This window comes from Niastella vici, assembly GCF_002077945.1.
Lineage (GTDB): Bacteria > Bacteroidota > Bacteroidia > Chitinophagales > Chitinophagaceae > Niastella > Niastella vici.
In genome coordinates, this window is record NZ_LVYD01000045.1 from 151,927 (window position 1) to 169,846 (window position 17,920).

General features: G+C 42.6%; 13 protein-coding genes. 5 read left to right on the forward strand and 8 right to left on the reverse strand.

Annotated features, from left to right (window positions below):
* Positions 1 to 9: 9 nt before the first annotated feature.
* The 3 genes from A3860_RS41650 to A3860_RS15980 all read left to right on the forward strand — a co-directional run bounded on the left by A3860_RS41650 (position 10) and on the right by A3860_RS15980 (position 8,016).
* Positions 10 to 6,087: a DUF6443 domain-containing protein gene (locus tag A3860_RS41650; RefSeq protein WP_081147725.1), complete on the forward strand. Its 6,078-nt coding sequence runs from the start codon at positions 10 to 12 to the stop codon at positions 6,085 to 6,087.
* Complete coding sequence (locus A3860_RS15975) at positions 6,084 to 7,139, forward strand: hypothetical protein (RefSeq protein ID WP_081147726.1); 1,056 nt, start codon at positions 6,084 to 6,086, stop codon at positions 7,137 to 7,139. The genes A3860_RS41650 and A3860_RS15975 overlap by 4 nt, the downstream gene beginning before the upstream one ends.
* Before the next feature lie 337 nt (positions 7,140 to 7,476).
* Complete coding sequence (locus A3860_RS15980) at positions 7,477 to 8,016, forward strand: hypothetical protein (protein ID WP_081147727.1); 540 nt, start codon at positions 7,477 to 7,479, stop codon at positions 8,014 to 8,016.
* Between the two features lie 304 nt (positions 8,017 to 8,320).
* Here A3860_RS15980 and A3860_RS15985 read toward each other — a convergent pair whose 3' ends face one another.
* From A3860_RS15985 to aspS, 7 genes are all read right to left on the reverse strand, one after another.
* Positions 8,321 to 8,728, reverse strand: coding sequence for a T9SS type A sorting domain-containing protein (locus tag A3860_RS15985; RefSeq protein WP_143774124.1), 408 nt, complete (start codon positions 8,726 to 8,728; stop codon positions 8,321 to 8,323).
* Positions 8,729 to 8,820: 92 nt separating this feature from the next.
* On the reverse strand, positions 8,821 to 9,777 hold the full coding sequence (locus A3860_RS15990) for an outer membrane beta-barrel protein (protein WP_143774126.1): 957 nt from the start codon (positions 9,775 to 9,777) through the stop codon (positions 8,821 to 8,823).
* 149 nt (positions 9,778 to 9,926) lie between these two features.
* Positions 9,927 to 10,385 carry a GNAT family N-acetyltransferase gene (locus A3860_RS15995; protein WP_143774127.1) on the reverse strand — a complete coding sequence of 153 codons (459 nt, stop codon included), beginning with the start codon at positions 10,383 to 10,385 and terminating at the stop codon, positions 9,927 to 9,929.
* A 67-nt stretch (positions 10,386 to 10,452) separates the two neighbouring features.
* Complete coding sequence (locus tag A3860_RS16000; RefSeq protein ID WP_081147730.1) at positions 10,453 to 11,712, reverse strand: replication-associated recombination protein A; 1,260 nt, start codon at positions 11,710 to 11,712, stop codon at positions 10,453 to 10,455.
* A gap of 60 nt (positions 11,713 to 11,772) precedes the next feature.
* Positions 11,773 to 12,612 carry an alpha/beta hydrolase gene (locus A3860_RS16005; protein ID WP_081147731.1) on the reverse strand — a complete coding sequence of 280 codons (840 nt, stop codon included), beginning with the start codon at positions 12,610 to 12,612 and terminating at the stop codon, positions 11,773 to 11,775.
* Between the two features lie 91 nt (positions 12,613 to 12,703).
* Positions 12,704 to 13,204, reverse strand: a complete 501-nt coding sequence (locus tag A3860_RS16010; protein WP_081147732.1) for a hypothetical protein — start codon at positions 13,202 to 13,204, stop codon at positions 12,704 to 12,706.
* Between the two features lie 72 nt (positions 13,205 to 13,276).
* Positions 13,277 to 15,103, reverse strand: a complete 1,827-nt coding sequence (aspS, locus tag A3860_RS16015) for an aspartate--tRNA ligase (RefSeq protein WP_081147733.1) — start codon at positions 15,101 to 15,103, stop codon at positions 13,277 to 13,279.
* 371 nt (positions 15,104 to 15,474) lie between these two features.
* Here aspS and A3860_RS16020 point away from each other — a divergent pair, with 371 nt between their 5' ends.
* Together A3860_RS16020 and A3860_RS16025 are read left to right on the forward strand one after the other, a co-directional pair.
* Positions 15,475 to 16,302, forward strand: a complete 828-nt coding sequence (locus tag A3860_RS16020; protein ID WP_081147734.1) for a zinc-dependent peptidase — start codon at positions 15,475 to 15,477, stop codon at positions 16,300 to 16,302.
* Between the two features lie 263 nt (positions 16,303 to 16,565).
* Positions 16,566 to 17,366: a zinc-dependent peptidase gene (locus tag A3860_RS16025; protein ID WP_081147735.1), complete on the forward strand. Its 801-nt coding sequence runs from the start codon at positions 16,566 to 16,568 to the stop codon at positions 17,364 to 17,366.
* Positions 17,367 to 17,482: 116 nt separating this feature from the next.
* On the opposite strand, the gene A3860_RS16030 is transcribed toward A3860_RS16025, so the two are convergent.
* Positions 17,483 to 17,893: a hypothetical protein gene (locus tag A3860_RS16030; RefSeq protein WP_245843551.1), complete on the reverse strand. Its 411-nt coding sequence runs from the start codon at positions 17,891 to 17,893 to the stop codon at positions 17,483 to 17,485.
* Positions 17,894 to 17,920: the final 27 nt, after the last annotated feature.

The following is a 17,920-nucleotide window of genomic DNA, read 5'->3' on the forward strand; positions in this document are numbered from 1 at the left end:
CCACAATATATGCCAGGTCCTAAAAATATTATTTCAGCTATATGTCGGGTCATTTTGTTATTGTTTGTTGTAAACACTGCGTATGCCCAGGGGGGTGAAGACCCAGGTGATGGTGGAACTTACACTATCACCGGACCGACTTCTGTAACCATGACAGATGTCGGCTATTATTCTGTTAGCCCTACGTTACCAGATGGTTATACCTGGGGTGTGGATAAAGGCGAGTTGACGAGTGTTTCTTCTACTTCTGCAACTATAACCTGGACAACGTCGGGTGTAGGATCAGTGATTATTTACGATCATTCATTGACAGTGGTAGGAGTCCTGGCTGTAGATATCGCTTCTCTTCCAGCCCTTAACGGAGGAACAGTCAATGGTTCCCAGAGCGTTAATTATAATACGACGCCTGCTTTGATAAGCGCAACAGTTGCCAGTGGAGGCAATTGTGGTTCCTCATTTGTTTACCAGTGGCAATCTTCAACGGATGGTTCTAATTTTAATAACATAAGCGGGGCAACCGGTCAGAATTATCAACCCCCTGCTTTAACTACTACTACTTATTATAGAAGAAGAGTGATTTGTAATACGCAGACCGCCTATACAAATGTAGCTACCATTACCGTTTACCCGCTGCTCACAGTAGGAAGCATCAGTCCGGCATCACAGACTATTAACTATAATAGTTCAGCGGCAACATTATCCATAACCAGTGTTTCAGGAGGTAACGGCAGTTATTATTATCAATGGCAGATTTCTACTGATAACAGTAACTTCAGTGATATAAGTGGGGCTAACCTGGCAACTTATTCCCCTGGGGGGTTAACGGCTACGAGGTATTATCGGGTATCAGTATTAAGTTACGGCGTTACCAAATATTCCAGTAGCAGCATAATTAGTGTTTATCCCCAATTGTTGTCGGGAAGTATCACCCCCTCTTCACAAACTATTAATTACAACAGCTCCGCAGCAGCATTATCTATTAGCAGTGCTTCCGGGGGTAATGGGTCTTATACATATCAATGGCAGATTTCCACTGATAACAACAGTTTCAGTAATATCGGTGGAGCAACGAGTACCACCTATTCACCAGGCAACCTAACCGCTACCAGATATTACCGTGTAGTAGTGAATAGTAATGGGGCAACTGCAAATAGCCCAGTAAGTACAGTAAATGTGTATCCGCAGTTATTGGGCGGTACTATCGGTCCTGCTACCCAAACCATCAGCTATAATAGTGTGTCTGGCCCATTAAGTTTAACAAATGTTTCCGGTGGCAATGGAAGCTATGTCTATCAGTGGCAGGCATCAACAGATGGAAGTAATTTTAATAACGTTAGTGGTGCTACTGGTACCAGCTATTCTCCAGGGGTATTAACTGCGACAGTTTATTACAGGGTTGCTGTAACAAGTAACGGAATAAGCGCTACCAGCGCTATAGGGACAATAGTTGTCACACCCCAGCTTGCTGGTGGCGTTATAAGTGGAAATACAGGCCCTGTCAATCACAATACTTCTCCGGGAGCATTTACTGGAACGTCAGCAACCGGTGGCAATTGTAGTAGTTATAGTTATCAATGGCAACAGAGCACGGATAATATTTTATACAGCGACATAATGAATGCCACAACTACCGGATATACGCCAGGATTACTTTTGTATAGAACATATTATAGAAGAAAAGCAACCTGCGGTTCGGAGACTGCTTATTCAAACGTTCTTACGGTTCAGGTGAATGCTGAACTTTCAGGTGGAACTATCACCCCTGCAGCGCTAATTATCAATTCGGGAACCAGTCCGGGGATATTAACAGCCAATTTACCAACAGGCGGTAACGGCAGTGGATACTATTACCAATGGCAGCAAAGTACAGATGGTATTAATTTTTTGAATATTACCAATGTTACTACCCAGCATTATACACCCGGCAATCTTTCTGTGACAACTTATTATCGTCGCATGGTGACCTGTGGAGCAGAAATAGCCTATACAAACATCGCTGTCATTACTATGGGGGTAATTGCCGCTGATCAGAATTACATCAGGGTTCGAGACTTTGGCAAATCAGGAGTCACTGATATTACAACGGCCGATAACGTTACTAATGTCACAGAAGTGAATCAGAATACGAAGTATTTTGATGGGCTGGGCAGAGCGATGCAAACGGTAAGCAGACAAATGAGCCCTTTGCAAAAAGACCTGGTAGCACCAATAGTGTATGATGAATTTGGCAGGGAATCGATTAAATATTTACCCTATGTTTCTTCCACTGCCGACGGCTATTATAAAACATCGGCATTAACAGAACAATACAGCTTCAATAGTAACCAGTTTCCTGGTGAACAATTTTATTATAGCCAGACAAATTTTGAGCCTTCCCTTTTAAACAGGGTTCGGTCGGTAAGTGCACCAGGGCAAAGCTGGACAGGCGCTTCAAGAGGAGTGGAAAATCAATTTCTGGTAAATGATGGCAATGACAATGTGCAGATATGGAGTATTGCCCAGGCTGCAGGCAGTTTACCAACCACAGCAGGTACTTATGCAGCTGGCCAATTGTATAAAAATATAATAACAGATGAGCATGGCGTTCAGACGGTAGAATTTAAAGACAAGGATGGAAAGATAATATTAAAAAAAGTACAATTGGTGACAACACCTTCTGTTAATCATACAGGATGGCTATGTACTTACTATGTATATGATCATTACGATAATCTCCGGTTTGTACTGCAACCTCGTGCAGTTGAGCTGATCAATAATACCTGGATAGTTACCCAGTCTATAGCAGATGAACTTTGTTTCCGCTATGAATATGACCAGAAGAAACGGATGATCATTAAAAAGTTGCCGGGGGCTGATGAGGTTTGGATGGTATATGATGCACGCGACCGGCTGGTAATGACACAGGATGCTAATTTAAAGGCAGGAGGTCAATGGCTGGTAATGGAATACGATAGCCAGAATAGGCCAATACGGACAGGTAAATTAACAGATGGTAATAACCGGGCCTATCACCAGGGGCTTGCATCCAGTAGCATTAGTTATCCGGGAATTAGTTCTGGATATGATATATTAACAGAAACTTACTATGACGGGTATGGATGGATATCAGGAACAGGCTTAAGTGCTACTATGGATAATACCTACAGTTCGAACAGCAGCTATTTCATTACAAATTATAATGCTTCACCAGCTTATGCAGTAGCCCTGACACCTTATTACAATGTTCAGGGGCTGGTCACCGGGACAAAGACAAGGGTATTGGGAACTGTTAGTCAATATTTGTATACGGTTAATTTTTTTGATGACCATGGCCGGATAATTCAAACCCAAAATATAAATGTTACCGGAGGAAAGGATATAATTACCACACAATACGATTTCACCGGAAAAGCACTACGCATATTATTGCAGCATCAGAAAAACGGTCCAAACGCACAAACGCATCTTGTTTTAACAAAAATGAGTTATGATCATGTCAAACGATTAAAATCAGTTACTAAAACTATCAATAGTAATATTGGCAGTGAGATCTTTACGAGACCGGAACAAATAATTGTAAACAACACCTATGATGAACTTGGTCAATTGAAAAATAAAGCAGACGGCAATGGAATTGAAACACTAATATATGATTACAATGTTCGAGGCTGGTTATTAGGTATGAACCGCGACTTTGTAAATGATGCTGCCAGTAATTATTTTGGGTTTGAGCTGGGATATGATAAAAGCGCCAGTATTGTCAGCGGAGCCAGTTATGTTAATCAGCAATATAATGGAAATATCGGGGGAACCATCTGGAAAAGCAAAGGTGACGGTGAAAAGCGTAAATATGATTTTACCTATGATAATGTAAACCGGCTTACTGGTGCCGACTTTAACCAGCAATATGGTAGTTCCTGGGCTAAAACTGATCCCAATAATTCAGCAAACAATATCAACTTCAGTGTAAGTGATCTTACATATGATGCGAACGGGAACATATTAACCATGAAACAACAGGGTTGGAAGCCAGGCACAAGTGGATTTATAGATAATCTTACTTATACGTACGCGAACTATGGTAATAGCAATAAGCTATTGGCTGTAACGGAAAATCCCACTATTGGTAATGTTGATAATAAACTCGGAGATTTTACCGATAATAATTCCAGTTTGGATGATTATACGTACGATAATAATGGCAATCTCATTACAGATAAAAACAAAAGAATAACTGGTATTACATACAATCACCTGAACTTGCCGCAACAGATCAGTTTAAATACAGATGCCGGTACATTAAAAGGAACGATCACCTATACTTATGATGCAGCCGGTAATAAGCTGAAGAAAACTGTAGCTGACAATACGAATGGTATTACTACCACCACTTTATATTTGGCAGGCTTTGAATATAAAAACGATACATTACAACAAATAGCTCAGGAGGAAGGCCGTATACGATATACTAAAAAATATTTTTTTAATGGTGATAGTGCTTATCAATATTTTTATGATTATTTTCTTAAAGATCACCTGGGTAATGTACGCATGGTGCTAACCGATCAAAAAGATACAGTTGGGTATTATGCTACAATGGAGTTGGGTACCAATAATTCCATTCGTAACAAAGAAAATCAGTTGTTCGCCAATATCAATGCAAGCGTAACAAGCAAACCAACCTGGTATCCTACTGACACTTCATTAACAAATCCAAACGACTATGTGGCAAAATTAAACGGTAGTGGTCAAAAAACAGGCCCGTCGATTGTTTTAAAGGTAATGTCGGGTGATGTAATTGATCTGGCAGTAAAATCATATTACCAGTCGCAAAGCATAACACCCAATAACAGCGATGCGTTAACAGATATTTTAAGTTCCCTGGCAACGGGCATTGTATCGGTATCGGGGGTAGTAAAAGGCTCTGTAAGCGATTTAAGCAACAGCAGCACCAGTCCGCTGCTGGGTGCCCTGAATCTGTTCAGGAACGGGAATAATGCCAATTCAGGAAGTAAACCCAAAGCCTATCTAAACTGGATCCTGTTGGATGAAAGATTTCAATATGTAAGTAGCTATCCGCAAAGCGGAGCTTTTCCGGTTGGGAATGCCAATGCATTGAATACGTTAGGGTATACCGGCATTAATATAACAAAGAATGGATATTTGTATATTTATGTAAGCAATGAAACCCAGAATTGGGATGTATATTTCGATAACCTGGCAATAAAGCATTATTCCGGGGCCATTTTGGAAGAAACACACTATTATCCGTTTGGGTTGACGATGGCGGGGATAAGTTCGAAGGCGATTGGTAGTCTGGATAATAAATATGAATATAATGGAAAGGAAAAACAAGAGAAAGAATTTAGCGACGGTAGTGGATTAGAGTGGTATGATTATGGTGCGAGGATGTATGATGCGCAGATAGGAAGGTGGAATATAAAAGATCCTTTGGCAGATAGCATGCGTAGATTCAGTCCATATAATTATGCATTTGACAATCCGATCAGGTTTATAGATCGCGACGGTAGAAAGCCTACCGATGATTATTATATGACCACTGGGGGTACCTTATTAGCGGTTCGAAGAACATCTGAAAGTGTAGATAGGTTTTATGAACTTCAAAGTGATGGTAAAACAATCGTCAATGTACAGGAGCGTCAAAAAGGTGACAACCCCGCGATGGGTGGTGTTAATACTCAAAGACCAGTTGCCTGGGGTAGAATACCTGATAATGATAAAGTGGCTTTAGTTCATCAGGATATTAAAAAGATGCCTGATGGTGGTGCGTTTGATGAAAATAATATTAAAAATAAAGGAACTATCCAGGCGTTAGTTGAGACGCAATCCAACACGAGTAGCCCGGGAAGAATAATTGGTGCATATAAAATTGGTAGTGATGATATAAAATTTGTAAGAGCAAATGATCCTTATAACCCCGGCGGAGCCAGCTCAGATTTGATTTTGCCTGCTGGTTCCACTATTCCGGCTCCTCAGGGTTTCCAGTCCAAAGCTGAAATAACGCCGGGTGCCCTTAATCAACCACTAACACCAGCACCGCCGCCACCACCACCGATCTTTACTTTGCCTAAAGACAGACCAATATGATGAGAAGAATAACTAAACCTATTATTTGCATTTTAGTAACGTTGTTACCTTTTTTTAGAGGTTATACACAGGATGGCCTTGATATGGTGAACTGGTATATATTGAAAGTTGCAGAGGTGGATAAAAATGCCTTGCTTCACCATATTCAAACTGTTTCACTATCCGTTAGGGATACAGGAGAGGAAAAAGCTGTAGTAAAGAAGCTGTATGATAAAAAAGGGTACCTGGTAAGCAGGGTTGATTACTCCGGAAAAAATAAGCTTGATAGTGTAGAAACAGTAATTAAAAGAATATCATCCAGTGAAACAGTTATTGAGTATAAATTTACCGGGGGGGATTATTATGTTGATGATGAAGATGACCCCGTGCCGGACCTGCTTGGTTATTTAGATACGTTACATGCTGACAACTATTCGGTATTGATCAAGAAATACACAAAGGTGTCTGATAGTACTGTACGGGTGATTACATCTTTAAATAATAGTGTTGAAAAAAGTACTGAATTTATATTATTGAATAATGCTAAACAGCAGCCGGTAATTGCGTCTGGTGATACTGCATGCGCTCACGATACGCTCGTACTTATCAAACAACAAAAGGATGCACTTGGTAAACTTTCAGTGCTAAAGACTTATTTTATTAAAGGGATAGTGACTCCTGTTAAAGAAGAGGCGCTCAGGTACTGGCATGATTCGCTGGCGTATCAACAAGTTGAAATAAATGAGTTTGATAAAAAGAAAAGGCTAGTCAATCATGCGGTTTATCAGGGGCCTCCCTTAACTCAGTATGAAAGTAAAAGGATAATTTATAATGATTTAACAGGTGAAAGAACGGAAACAGAAGACAATCATCCAACAACAGGTACGCCGCAACGAATATGGCGCTACGATAAGAAAGGGCGTATAGTTTATTTTGAAAGAGTTGCGCTGTATGGCAGAGATAAAGGAAGTATGGTTTATAAATACAATAAAAAGGGACTGTTGGAAGAAGCAGTATTTTCAGTGAATGATGTCCCATCCAGGTATACATTATATAAATATAGGTACTATTAAATGCCCATCTAGGATGTCTTATTGTAGTTTGTCTGCTAGGTAGTTCCTTTAATGGGGACAATTATATTAACAAAGATTTCAGTAAGCTAAGGAATAGGGAAAACACCAAAATAAAGTTTGAAATAACTAAAGCCGAAAAAGCCGCAGCGATCGCTGCGGCTTTTTCGTTAAGAGGCATACGCCTTTTTAGCTTGCAAAGCGGCGGAATAAGTAAAAAGGACTTAAAAGCAGCGATGAAGGGTATGAGTAGCGAGCAGAAAACATTGGCGAAAGGATACATGCAAATGATAAATTCCGATAAAACAGTAGTCGCATTTTTTGGTAAAAAAATCAAGTAATGCCTACAGAGCTCCTGTTGACAAATAATGCTAAGCAACTTTTTGAGGGGAAAACAATGAAAGATATGTCTGACCGTAATGGTGCAGTAACAGTTGCGGTTACCGATGAAAATCAAAGATCCGCAGGGAGCAATAAAAATTATGTTGCTGCATTTTTTATTAATACTGATGCTGATTACAGTAAAAGAGAGTTTGATGTTTTGCAAAATGGGTATTCAGGAAAGTATAAAGATGGTCAGTATGACACCTATAAAGCTAGTGGTTCGAATATAGATGAAGCTATATTGCATGAGGCGGTTGGTCATGGATTGTTTTCAGGGGTTTATGGGTATATCAATAGCAGTGTACATGCTATACAGATAAGCAATCTGTACAGAAAAATAATGCATCTTGCTATGCGTAGTGGAGAATATGATCATGGCATTGATGCAAGGGGAGATCAACGGCATACACCTAATGCGGATGTTTCAGGTATTCCAGATGAACTAAAAAAAGCCGAATGCATAGTGCGGAAAATCAATCACGGAATGCAGTGTTGAATATTAAGCGTCGAGCATTGAGTTGTGAGGCAAGAGGTATTAGGTATCTACAAAAAACAAGTAGCCGGCAAATATTCATCGCCGGCTACTGAGGATACTGGAATTAACCAGAAGAAGTTTTAAGAGCCAATAAGCAAGCGCAGGGAGTGATTAATAAAATCTTTGTGTTTCAGGGTACTTAAAAATAGGGAACGGATCAGGTTTTGACTCAACCGGATATATGGATTTTACTAATTTCCCTGCAGCTTATTGGTTTATAAGTTAATAAAGAGCTTCTATAGGGTTGCCGTTACCGGCAACTGATTTATTTTATAATCACCTGCCCATTCTCGATACGCTCATCATCACTGAACACTTCGAACAGGTAATTGCCTTTTTCGATGTTGTCAATAACAGTAGTTTCTTTGTTTTTAATATTCGCCTGCCTGATCAATTTTCCGGCAACGTCGAATAAAAACAGCTGGTATACTTTCCCTTCGGTTCCCCGCACACTAAAAAAGAGAACATCTTGCTCCGCATTCGGATACAATTTAATTCTGGGTTTTTTACTGGTAATTTGTTTTTGTACCAGGATAGTATCATGTGAGAACGTAGGTATTGATAATGGACAACCGGTAGAAGCATTTACACCTGTTGACAGCATAATGAGTGTAAACAGTGCGGGTATAGTACGGATATTAAAACGCTTTACTACGGTTTCGGTCGTGTTCATGGGTTCGTAATTGGCTACCCGCCGAAGGCGGGCCAAAAGGTTTTCAAAAAGGGTACGGATCAACAATATCTTGAATACGGAAAATGTAACTATTAGAATCTAACCGGGCAACGGGTTGAACTGTAGTCGTTACCACCGCGACCTAACCTGAAACCAAATTTCACGTTAACTGAGAAATAGGCATCATTATTCGTGGCAGTTCCTCTTTTCATGCCGGGTGCATATGGCGTAGTAGCTCCATTGTTTCCGCTCTTGTTAGCCATTCTTTCGGCCAGTTGTGCCTGTGCCAGTGGCATGTGCGCATAAAAAGAAGCCGGATCAATATAAGAAGTACTTACGTCATCAATATAATCAGTGAAAGTAGTTCTGTGCAGAATTTCAAGTGACAGGTTCATTGATTCACTGAGGAAATATTTTGCACCTATACCCATTGGAATATTAACCTGCGTTAATTTATATTCCTTGCGGCCAGGATATTCAGCAAATCCCTCTCCTTCGGTATGCAAAGGTTTCAGATCAACCCAGGCGCCTGATTTGGGATCTGTGCCTTGTGGATTAAAATGGAAAATACCGGCGCCAATTGCAAGGTAGGGTCTCAGCCTTCCCCAAACGTCTGTTGGATCGCCTTCCAGGAAAACAGTGGGATAAATTTCTGCCAGGATCATGGCTTCGGTTATTCGCGAGCGAAAGTCAGAGTTACGGTACTTGCGGGCTTCTTCATAACCGCCTTTACCTTTAATAATGGCGTCATCGCCACCAATTGTCCCTCTGTTCACTGCTAATCTGAACCCCAGCCATTCGTTCGGCTGATAAGTAAGATAAGCACCAAAGATGAACCTGGTCATCGGGAAGTTGTTGTCTTTGATAAACTTGGTACCTTTTCCAGCGTTACCTCCCAGGTCGCCCAGGAAGTTAGAAGGTCCCATAGAAATGCCTGCTTCAAAAAAGGAGGAACTTTCGGTGTTCTGGCCAAAAGAAGTAATGCAGCTGCCTGCAGTGACCAGTAGTAACAAGCTACACCTCCATACAGAGTGTAAAAATTGTTTCATGAGAATATCAGATTTAGTTTTCAGACGGTCAGAGAAATCCGGCGCTAAAATAGTGCGCGCCGTTCACACTTACTATAAACGCTCAATTGTTTGTTTTTTGTGTGTGGCGCTCAAAAAAATATGTAAATAAGTGTTTCGATCTAGTGTTTTCAACTATTTGCTGGTAGAAACATCTTAATGTGTTGAATTCCATCCTCAATATAAATGTCGCTACATTGTTGAAATCCCAATGAACTGTAGAAATTACGAAGGTAAAGTTGCGCCCCGATGGTGATCGTAGTTTTCCCCCACACATTGTATGATGTACGAATGGAGTATTGCATTAGTAGTTTTCCTATACCGGCATGTCTGAATTTCGGCGAAGTTACAACACGGCCTATTGATGGTTCGTCGTATGCTACACCAGCTGGCACCAATCGTGTATAACCTGCCAGTAAATCGTTTTGCCAACACATTACATGCAATGAAGTCTGGTCTTTATTATCTGCATCCTGAAATACGCAGTTTTGTTCTACAACAAACACTTCGCTGCGTAATTGCAGTATAGCATATAATTCATCTGGTGTGAGTTCGCTAAATGGTTTATGTATGAAGGTTATACCGGTCACCTGTATTAGTAGTTAGTAGTAAGTAGAAGAAGTAAGTAATACTTATTATTATGATCGTTGCATTAGGTCAATATCCATACTTGTCTTTCCAAAGGCCTTTCAGGAATCTTCTCAGCTCTTCTTCCCGTGCATTTTTTCCGGGATTGTAAAATTTGTTGCCGGTAAGTGGTGGTGGTAAATACTCCTGGCTCGAAAAATTTTCTTCATAATCGTGCGAATATTTATAACCCTTACCGTAGTCGAGTTTTTTCATGAGGAACGTAGGCGCATTGCGAATATGCAGCGGTACCGGCAGGTCGCCATGTTCCTTTACTGCTGCCAATGCATTATTAATGGCCATATAAGATGCATTGCTTTTAGGGGAAGTGGCCAGGTAAATGGCGCATTGTGATAAAATGATGCGCGCTTCAGGATATCCGATCTTGTCTACTGCTTCAAAGGTGGCATTGGCGAGCACCAAAGCTGTAGGGTTGGCATTGCCAATATCTTCACTGGCCAGTATCAGCATACGGCGGGCAATGAATTTTACATCTTCGCCGCCCTCGATCATCCGCGCCAGCCAGTATACGGCACCGTTGGGGTCGCTGCCGCGCATGCTTTTTATAAATGCCGAGATAATATCATAATGTTGTTCTCCGCTTTTATCATACAACGCTATGCGTTGCTGGGCTATCTCCATTACTGAGTCATCGGTGATAATGGCTGTTTCGCCCAGGGAGTCAGCAACCAGCTCTAACAGGTTCAATAATTTGCGGGCATCTCCGCCCGATATAGTGATCAACGCTGCGGTCTCCTTCAGCTCAATGTGTTTCTTTTGCATCAGCGCATCTTTGGCAATTGCCTGGTGTAGCAATTTTACCAGGCTTTCTTCCTGCAACGGCTTTAATACATATACCTGGCAGCGGCTGAGCAAGGCGCTGTTCACTTCAAAGGAAGGATTTTCAGTGGTGGCGCCAATAAGGGTAACGATGCCTTTTTCTACAGCGCCCAGCAGGGCATCCTGCTGGCCTTTATTAAAACGGTGAATTTCGTCGATAAATAAAATAGCCCGTTCTTTTTCTTTGGCTTCGGCAATTACCTCCCGCACTTCTTTAACGCCGGCACTTATGGCGCTGAGTGTATAAAAAGGAACCTGTAAGGTGTGGGCAATAATATTGGCAATAGTGGTTTTTCCCGTACCGGGCGGCCCCCACAAGATCATGGAGGGTACTTTTCCCTGCTCAATAGCTGTTCGTAAAATACTTCCTTTGCCGGTGAGGTGTTCCTGACCAGCCAGTTCATCCAGTGTATTGGGGCGTAACCTTTCTGCAAGTGGTGTTGCTTCCATAATAATGGGAAGAAAAATAGCCCCTCAAGTTAGGAAAATTTTGACTGATGGATCTTTTGATCATTGAACGTTCGCCTGCAGAAAGCTGATGATCTTTTTATACGAATCGTCCATGGCCGTAGGGGAGAACCCATGCTGCTCGCCGGGATAAATAACCACCTGGTTGGTTACGCCGGCTGTATTGAGCTTATTTTTTAAGAGGTTGGCCTGGTCAACCGGCACCAGCATGTCTGCATCACCCTGTAACAGCAGGGTAGGGGCCGAGGTACTGGTTACATAATTGATGGGGCTCGAAGCGTTGTATATAGAGATATTTTGTGTAGGGGTAAAGCCAATAATAAGGGCAAGCACGTTGGGCAAAGCTGCCTGGGCCGGATGATTGTACAGGTAGGCCAGGTCGGTAGGTCCAAAATAAGAGATAATGGCCTTAGGCGCCATCATGCTGGCGTATTTATACCCCTGCAATAAGGCCAGGTGCGCACCGGCGCTGGCGCCCAGCAACACTATCTTTTTAGAGAACTTGTATTCAGCCTTCTTACTGAGTAAAAATGAAATGGCAGCTTTTACATCCTCTTCCTGGGCAGGAAATTTATTTTGTCCGTTGCTGTATAAACGATAGTTGATATTGGCGAACGCGTATTCGGGCAACAACTTTTTTATATCGGGGATCGAAAAATCGGCTTTATCTCCTTCAATCCAGGCCCCTCCATGTATCAGCATCATTAATTTGGTGTTGTTCGTATCTCTGTTGGCCGGCAAGTAAACATCCATTTTCTGTTTGGCATCGGTCCCATACGACACATCCATGTAGGTTTGTTCAACATTGTTATTGTTACCACTGTCTTCTTTTTTACAGGCAATAACCAGGAATAACAGGCTTAGGAGTAATAGACGCTGCATTGTATAAAATTATAAAACGCTTTCCCAATAAGGAATAGCCAGGGGAAATAAATTGTTAATAAGGCTGAAATGTAGGTACTCCCGGGCGTTATTATGGCTTTTGGTCAAACTGTTCGTACCACGAGCCGATGGAATTTTTATATATGAACCTGCGCAGCTGATACATGCCGGCCAGAAAAACGAGATGTATTATGAAAATAACCCATGAGAACAGCAGTTGGGCGGCCAGGGTATACCATACTTTATTGCTGATGTTCTCTGAATTGAATACGAACGGCACCAGCCACCAGCTGTTCACCACCTGGGCAAACAAAAAGGCGATCAATATAAAATTGAGGAGGTATAAGATGTTGAACGACCTTTTTTGTTTCGGGGATAGCGGAATGTCGGGGTAATTATAATTCAGCATCGATAAACCGTGGTACACAAAAAGGAACACAAGCGTATAAGCGATAACATCGATACAGCTGATGAGTATATTGCCTGCATAGAATAACTGGCTGAACGATAATACGCCCTTGAATGCGACCAGGATCAGCTGCACGATACAAATAGACCTGAATATCTTCCAGAATATGGTAAAGCTTTTCATCCCCCTGTTTTTATACTAAAAAGCCCCATCTGCCAGCTGGCGGAGGGGGCTTTAAAATACTGTATTATCCTTTTATTGCAAATTCAACTTTATCTGTAATTCGTCGAACTGTTTTTGGTCGATGGCGCTGGGGGCATCGAGCATAACGTCGCGGCCGCTGTTGTTCTTGGGGAAGGCAATGAAATCGCGGATGCTTTCGCTGCCGCCGAGGATAGCGCACAAACGGTCGAAACCGTACGCGATACCGCCATGCGGGGGAGCACCGTATTCAAAAGCGCCCAGCAAAAAGCCAAATTTGTGCATGGCTTCTTCCTGGCTCATGCCCAGGGCCGCAAACATTTTCTCTTGCAGATCGCGCTGGAAGATACGGATGGAACCGCCGCCGATCTCATTTCCGTTCAGCACCATATCGTACGCATTGGCCTTGATGTTAGCGTAGGGATGCTTCAGGTATTCAGCCGCGTTTTCAATTACGGGGCTGTTTTTTATCATGATCTCAATTTGATCGGGTTTGGGCGAAGTGAACGGATGGTGGCGGGCTACCCAGCGGTTATCTTCTTCGCTGTATTCGAACAGCGGGAAGTCGAGCACCCACAATAATTTAAATTCCTCTTTTTTACGCAGGCCCAGGCGTTCGCCCATTTCGAGGCGCAGCTCGCTGGTGGCTTTACGGGTCCTTTCTTCGGCACCGGCCAGTATAAGCACCAGGTCACCGGCTTTGGCGCCGGCAGCATCGGCAATGGCTTTCAGTTTATCTTCTGTAAAGAATTTATCTACGCTGCTTTTATAGGTTCCGTCGGCATTGCATTTAATGAACACAAGCCCCTGCATACCGATCTGCGGGCGTTTTACCCACTCTGTAAGTTCATCGGTTTGTTTGCGGGTATATTCCGCACAACCTGGCACTGCAATGGCCAGCACCGTTTCTGCATCGTTGAACACTTTAAAATCGGTTCCGGCAATCAATTCGCCGGTAGCCGGCAGCTTGCCGCCCTTGGTGAAGGCCGATTTTATACTGAGCAGCTGCATGCCAAAACGGATGTCGGGTTTGTCGTTTCCATAATGCCACATGGCATCTTCCCAGGTCATACGTTGCACTTTTTCGGTAACCTCGATGCCTTTCACTGCTTTAAATATATGTTTGATCATGCCTTCAAACATGTTCAGGATGTCTTCCTGCTCAACAAAGCTCATTTCACAGTCAATCTGGGTGAACTCGGGCTGGCGGTCGGCACGCAGGTCCTCATCGCGGAAGCATTTCACCACCTGGTAATACCGGTCGTACCCGCTCACCATCAACAACTGTTTAAAGGTTTGCGGCGATTGGGGTAAGGCATAGAACTGCCCGGGGTTCATACGCGAAGGCACTACAAAGTCGCGGGCGCCTTCGGGGGTGCTTTTTATGAGGAAAGGTGTTTCAATATCCATGAAATTGTTCTCGTGCAGGTAATTGCGGGCAGCCCGGTTAACGGCATACCGCAGTTCCAGGTTCTTTTTCACCAGGTTCCTGCGCAGATCGAGGTAACGGAATTTCATCCGCAGGTCGTCGCCGCCATCGGTATCGTCCTGGACGGTGAAGGGCGGTGTTACGGATTTATTAAGAATGGTAAAAGCCGCTATTTTGATCTCGATATCGCCGGTTGGCAGGTTGGGGTTTTTGTTACTGCGTTCAGATACTACGCCTGTAGCCTGTATAACAAATTCCCGGCCCAGGGGCTGCTGGTCGAGTTGATTGTTCAGTTCTTCCCCTAATAATAACTGGGTTATGCCATAGCGATCTCTCAGGTCGATAAAAGTAATACTGCCAAACTTTCTGATGGTTTGCACCCAGCCGGCAAGCGTTACCTGTTGCCCGGTTTGTGCGATCCGTAATTCTCCACAGGTATGAGTTCTGTACATTCCTATTTATTTTAATAATCTGATAAGCGATTAATGACCAGGAGCCATGCCTGGTATTTTACCCCGTAAAGGGTGGGGGGCAAAGGTAATTCAAAACGGTATGCTTTCATTGGCCCAACAGGCGCAAAAGCAATTTAGACCGGGTTGATTGTCAATAGGCGGCAAAATATGTGTTTTTTTATCAATTTCCGGCCCGCAAACTTTAACATATGGCTTTTGTTAATTTGTAAGGGGCCATTACAGGTTGTTGGTTAATTTTTTTTATTTTTCTGCACAGATGATATTGTTTTGCAGCATCTAAAAAAGGCTAAGGAAGGAAGTTTTGAACAGACCGGTAACAATAACAATAGCTCAAGTACCAATATCATATTATGGAATCCGGAATCATTTTTTTGCTGATTGTAGTGGTAGCAGGCGGCTTTGCTTTTGCCAAATACCTGCGCGACAGGTACCTCGCGCAGCGAGTGAAAGAAATGTACGAAAACAAGCATAAATCCTATGATGCCATTCTACAGCAATATATTCCCTATTACCGCAAACTGAGTGCGGCAGAGAAAGAACGCTTTCTTAAAAGGACCCTCATATTCAAGGCCATCAAGCATTTTGAGTTTGTAGAAATGCAGGAGGAAGAACACATGTCGCTTTTGATCAGCGCTTCGGCCATTCAGCTCACTTTTGGCCTGCAGCATTTTTTGATGGAGCATTTTAACAAGATCTATATCATGAAGCACGATTACCATTTTGGCTTGTTCAATGTGCCTTTTCAGGGCCATGTGAACGAGGATGGTATCTATCTTTCGTGGAATAATTTTTTAAGGTCTTATGCCAATTACACCGATGGCGACAATGTAGGTTTGCACGAAATGGCGCATGCACTGGCATATATAAATTTTCCTGAACATGAGCACGATGGGGAAGACGAAGCATTTCAGCGCCGGTGGTTCAAACTATTCACCAAAACCGGCAAGGAAGTGTTCAACCGCATGCAGGCGGGCGAAATGACGTTCCTTGGTAGTTATGCGGCCACCAACTACCAGGAATTCTGGGCGGTTTGTGTGGAGAATTTTTTTGAACGTCCCGAAAGATTTAAAGCACAACTACCTGAGCTGTACGATGCTATATGCAAACTGCTTAACCAGGATATGTTAAAGCCCGGTTTATTGCTTGAAGCGGTAGTGGATGATTACAGCCAGTACTGATTTTGAGCGGAGCCGAAGAATGAGCGAACCGAAGAACGAGCGGAGTTGAAGAACAGACATATAAAATTACCTTAAGACGCTTCCTTTTTTAAAATTTTATTTTTACTTTGTACCCGGATAGACCCTCTAATGATCACCACCCTTTAATTGCCATACCTCCCCACAATCCCTGAAAACCGGTTGAGATCCATCATCTCTATTCGAAAACCATCTTTTTGTTGATCTGATCCCCGTCCAAGTCATTTACTAAGAAAAATAGGCTTATGGAGATAGTGATCATATTTCTGGTGGTCCTCGGTATCATCGTTTTGCAAGGTCCTGTAATCAAGATGTATAATTTTCTGTATGAAAAAAGACAGTACAAATTGTTTCTTGCCCAGGAAACCTTCTACCATTCCATAGTTTCCCGGGACCTTAAGTATTACAACCGGCTGAGCGTTGAAAATCAGCACAGATTCCTTTTCAGAACATTCCTGTTCCAAAAGGCAAAAAAATTCCATTACATAGAGGTGCAGGAAAGCGCCGAAATGCCCATTCTTATCAGTGCAACGGCTGTGCAATTAACCTTCGGCCTCGAAAAGTACCAGTTCAATTTTTTCAGGGACATCCATGTGGTGAAGCACGATTATCATTACGGCTTTTATTCCCGGCCTTTTGAAGGGCATGTTGACCACAGCGGTATTTATTTATCGTGGGACAAATTTATAAAAGGTCTGCGGGGGCTTACACCCAATTGCAATATGGGTTTGCATGAAATGGGGCACGCGCTGGCCTATGTTAATTTCATTTCCCAAACTGAGGAAGACAAACATTTCAAAAAGGAATGGAAGAATTTTTCGCCAGTGGCCCGGCCAATTTTTGAAAGCATGCGGCAGGGCGTTAAAAATTTGCTCGATAGTTATGCCGGCACTAATTATCAGGAATTCTGGGCGGTAAGTGTGGAAGTGTTCTTCGAGAACCCCGTTCGCATGCGTCACGATTTGCCTGAGTTGTATGCTGCTATGTGCACGCTGTTACGGCAAGATCCCATTCATTTATTGAGCATCAATAAACTGGCGGCCTAACGCACTATTTTACTTTTTAGCCTGATATGAGTATTGTGTTTTTGTCGAAAGCAGTTCTTTATTGCTGCTTTCGGCATTTTTTTTTGAGTATGTATACCGCTCGTGCCTACCTGATATCAGGAAATTTCTTCAACCGGTACCGGTTTGGCAGCGGCTGTTTTCTTTTTTTGCAAAGGTGAGTAAATAAGATAGTAGTACACCAGCACTAACAACCCCAGGGAAAAGGGAATAAGGCAGTATGGTTTTACCTTTTCATCGACACCATAAAACTCAGAGATCATCCACATGGAGTTGGCGCTTATCCATAAGGCAATGGCAATATTATGGGTGAGTTCGGCAACAATATGCCGGGTGCGCCAGGCAATAGAAACAGCAATGGCCAATGTGGGAAAGATCATTGCGATCCCCAGCGGTTTAAAAACCATACACCAGCAGATATCTTTAACCAGCCAGAACAGAATGTGCAAATTCTCCATCTTGCGGAATTTGGCTGGTATTACATACATATCATTTGATTCCTGCCCCACGGTTATTGATTTGAAATTTTATAATTG

Coding starts and splice junctions, on each gene's coding strand:
- A3860_RS16005 (WP_081147731.1), bottom strand. CDS start 12,612: ATGCAGCGTCTATTACTCCTAAGCCTGTTATTCCTGGTTATTGCCTGT.
- A3860_RS16025 (WP_081147735.1), top strand. CDS start 16,566: ATGGAGATAGTGATCATATTTCTGGTGGTCCTCGGTATCATCGTTTTG.
- A3860_RS16020 (WP_081147734.1), top strand. CDS start 15,475: ATGGAATCCGGAATCATTTTTTTGCTGATTGTAGTGGTAGCAGGCGGC.
- A3860_RS41650 (WP_081147725.1), top strand. CDS start 10: ATGCCAGGTCCTAAAAATATTATTTCAGCTATATGTCGGGTCATTTTG.
- aspS (WP_081147733.1), bottom strand. CDS start 15,103: ATGTACAGAACTCATACCTGTGGAGAATTACGGATCGCACAAACCGGG.
- A3860_RS15990 (WP_143774126.1), bottom strand. CDS start 9,777: ATGAAACAATTTTTACACTCTGTATGGAGGTGTAGCTTGTTACTACTG.
- A3860_RS15980 (WP_081147727.1), top strand. CDS start 7,477: ATGCCTACAGAGCTCCTGTTGACAAATAATGCTAAGCAACTTTTTGAG.
- A3860_RS15975 (WP_081147726.1), top strand. CDS start 6,084: ATGATGAGAAGAATAACTAAACCTATTATTTGCATTTTAGTAACGTTG.
- A3860_RS16010 (WP_081147732.1), bottom strand. CDS start 13,204: ATGAAAAGCTTTACCATATTCTGGAAGATATTCAGGTCTATTTGTATC.
- A3860_RS15985 (WP_143774124.1), bottom strand. CDS start 8,728: ATGAACACGACCGAAACCGTAGTAAAGCGTTTTAATATCCGTACTATA.
- A3860_RS16000 (WP_081147730.1), bottom strand. CDS start 11,712: ATGGAAGCAACACCACTTGCAGAAAGGTTACGCCCCAATACACTGGAT.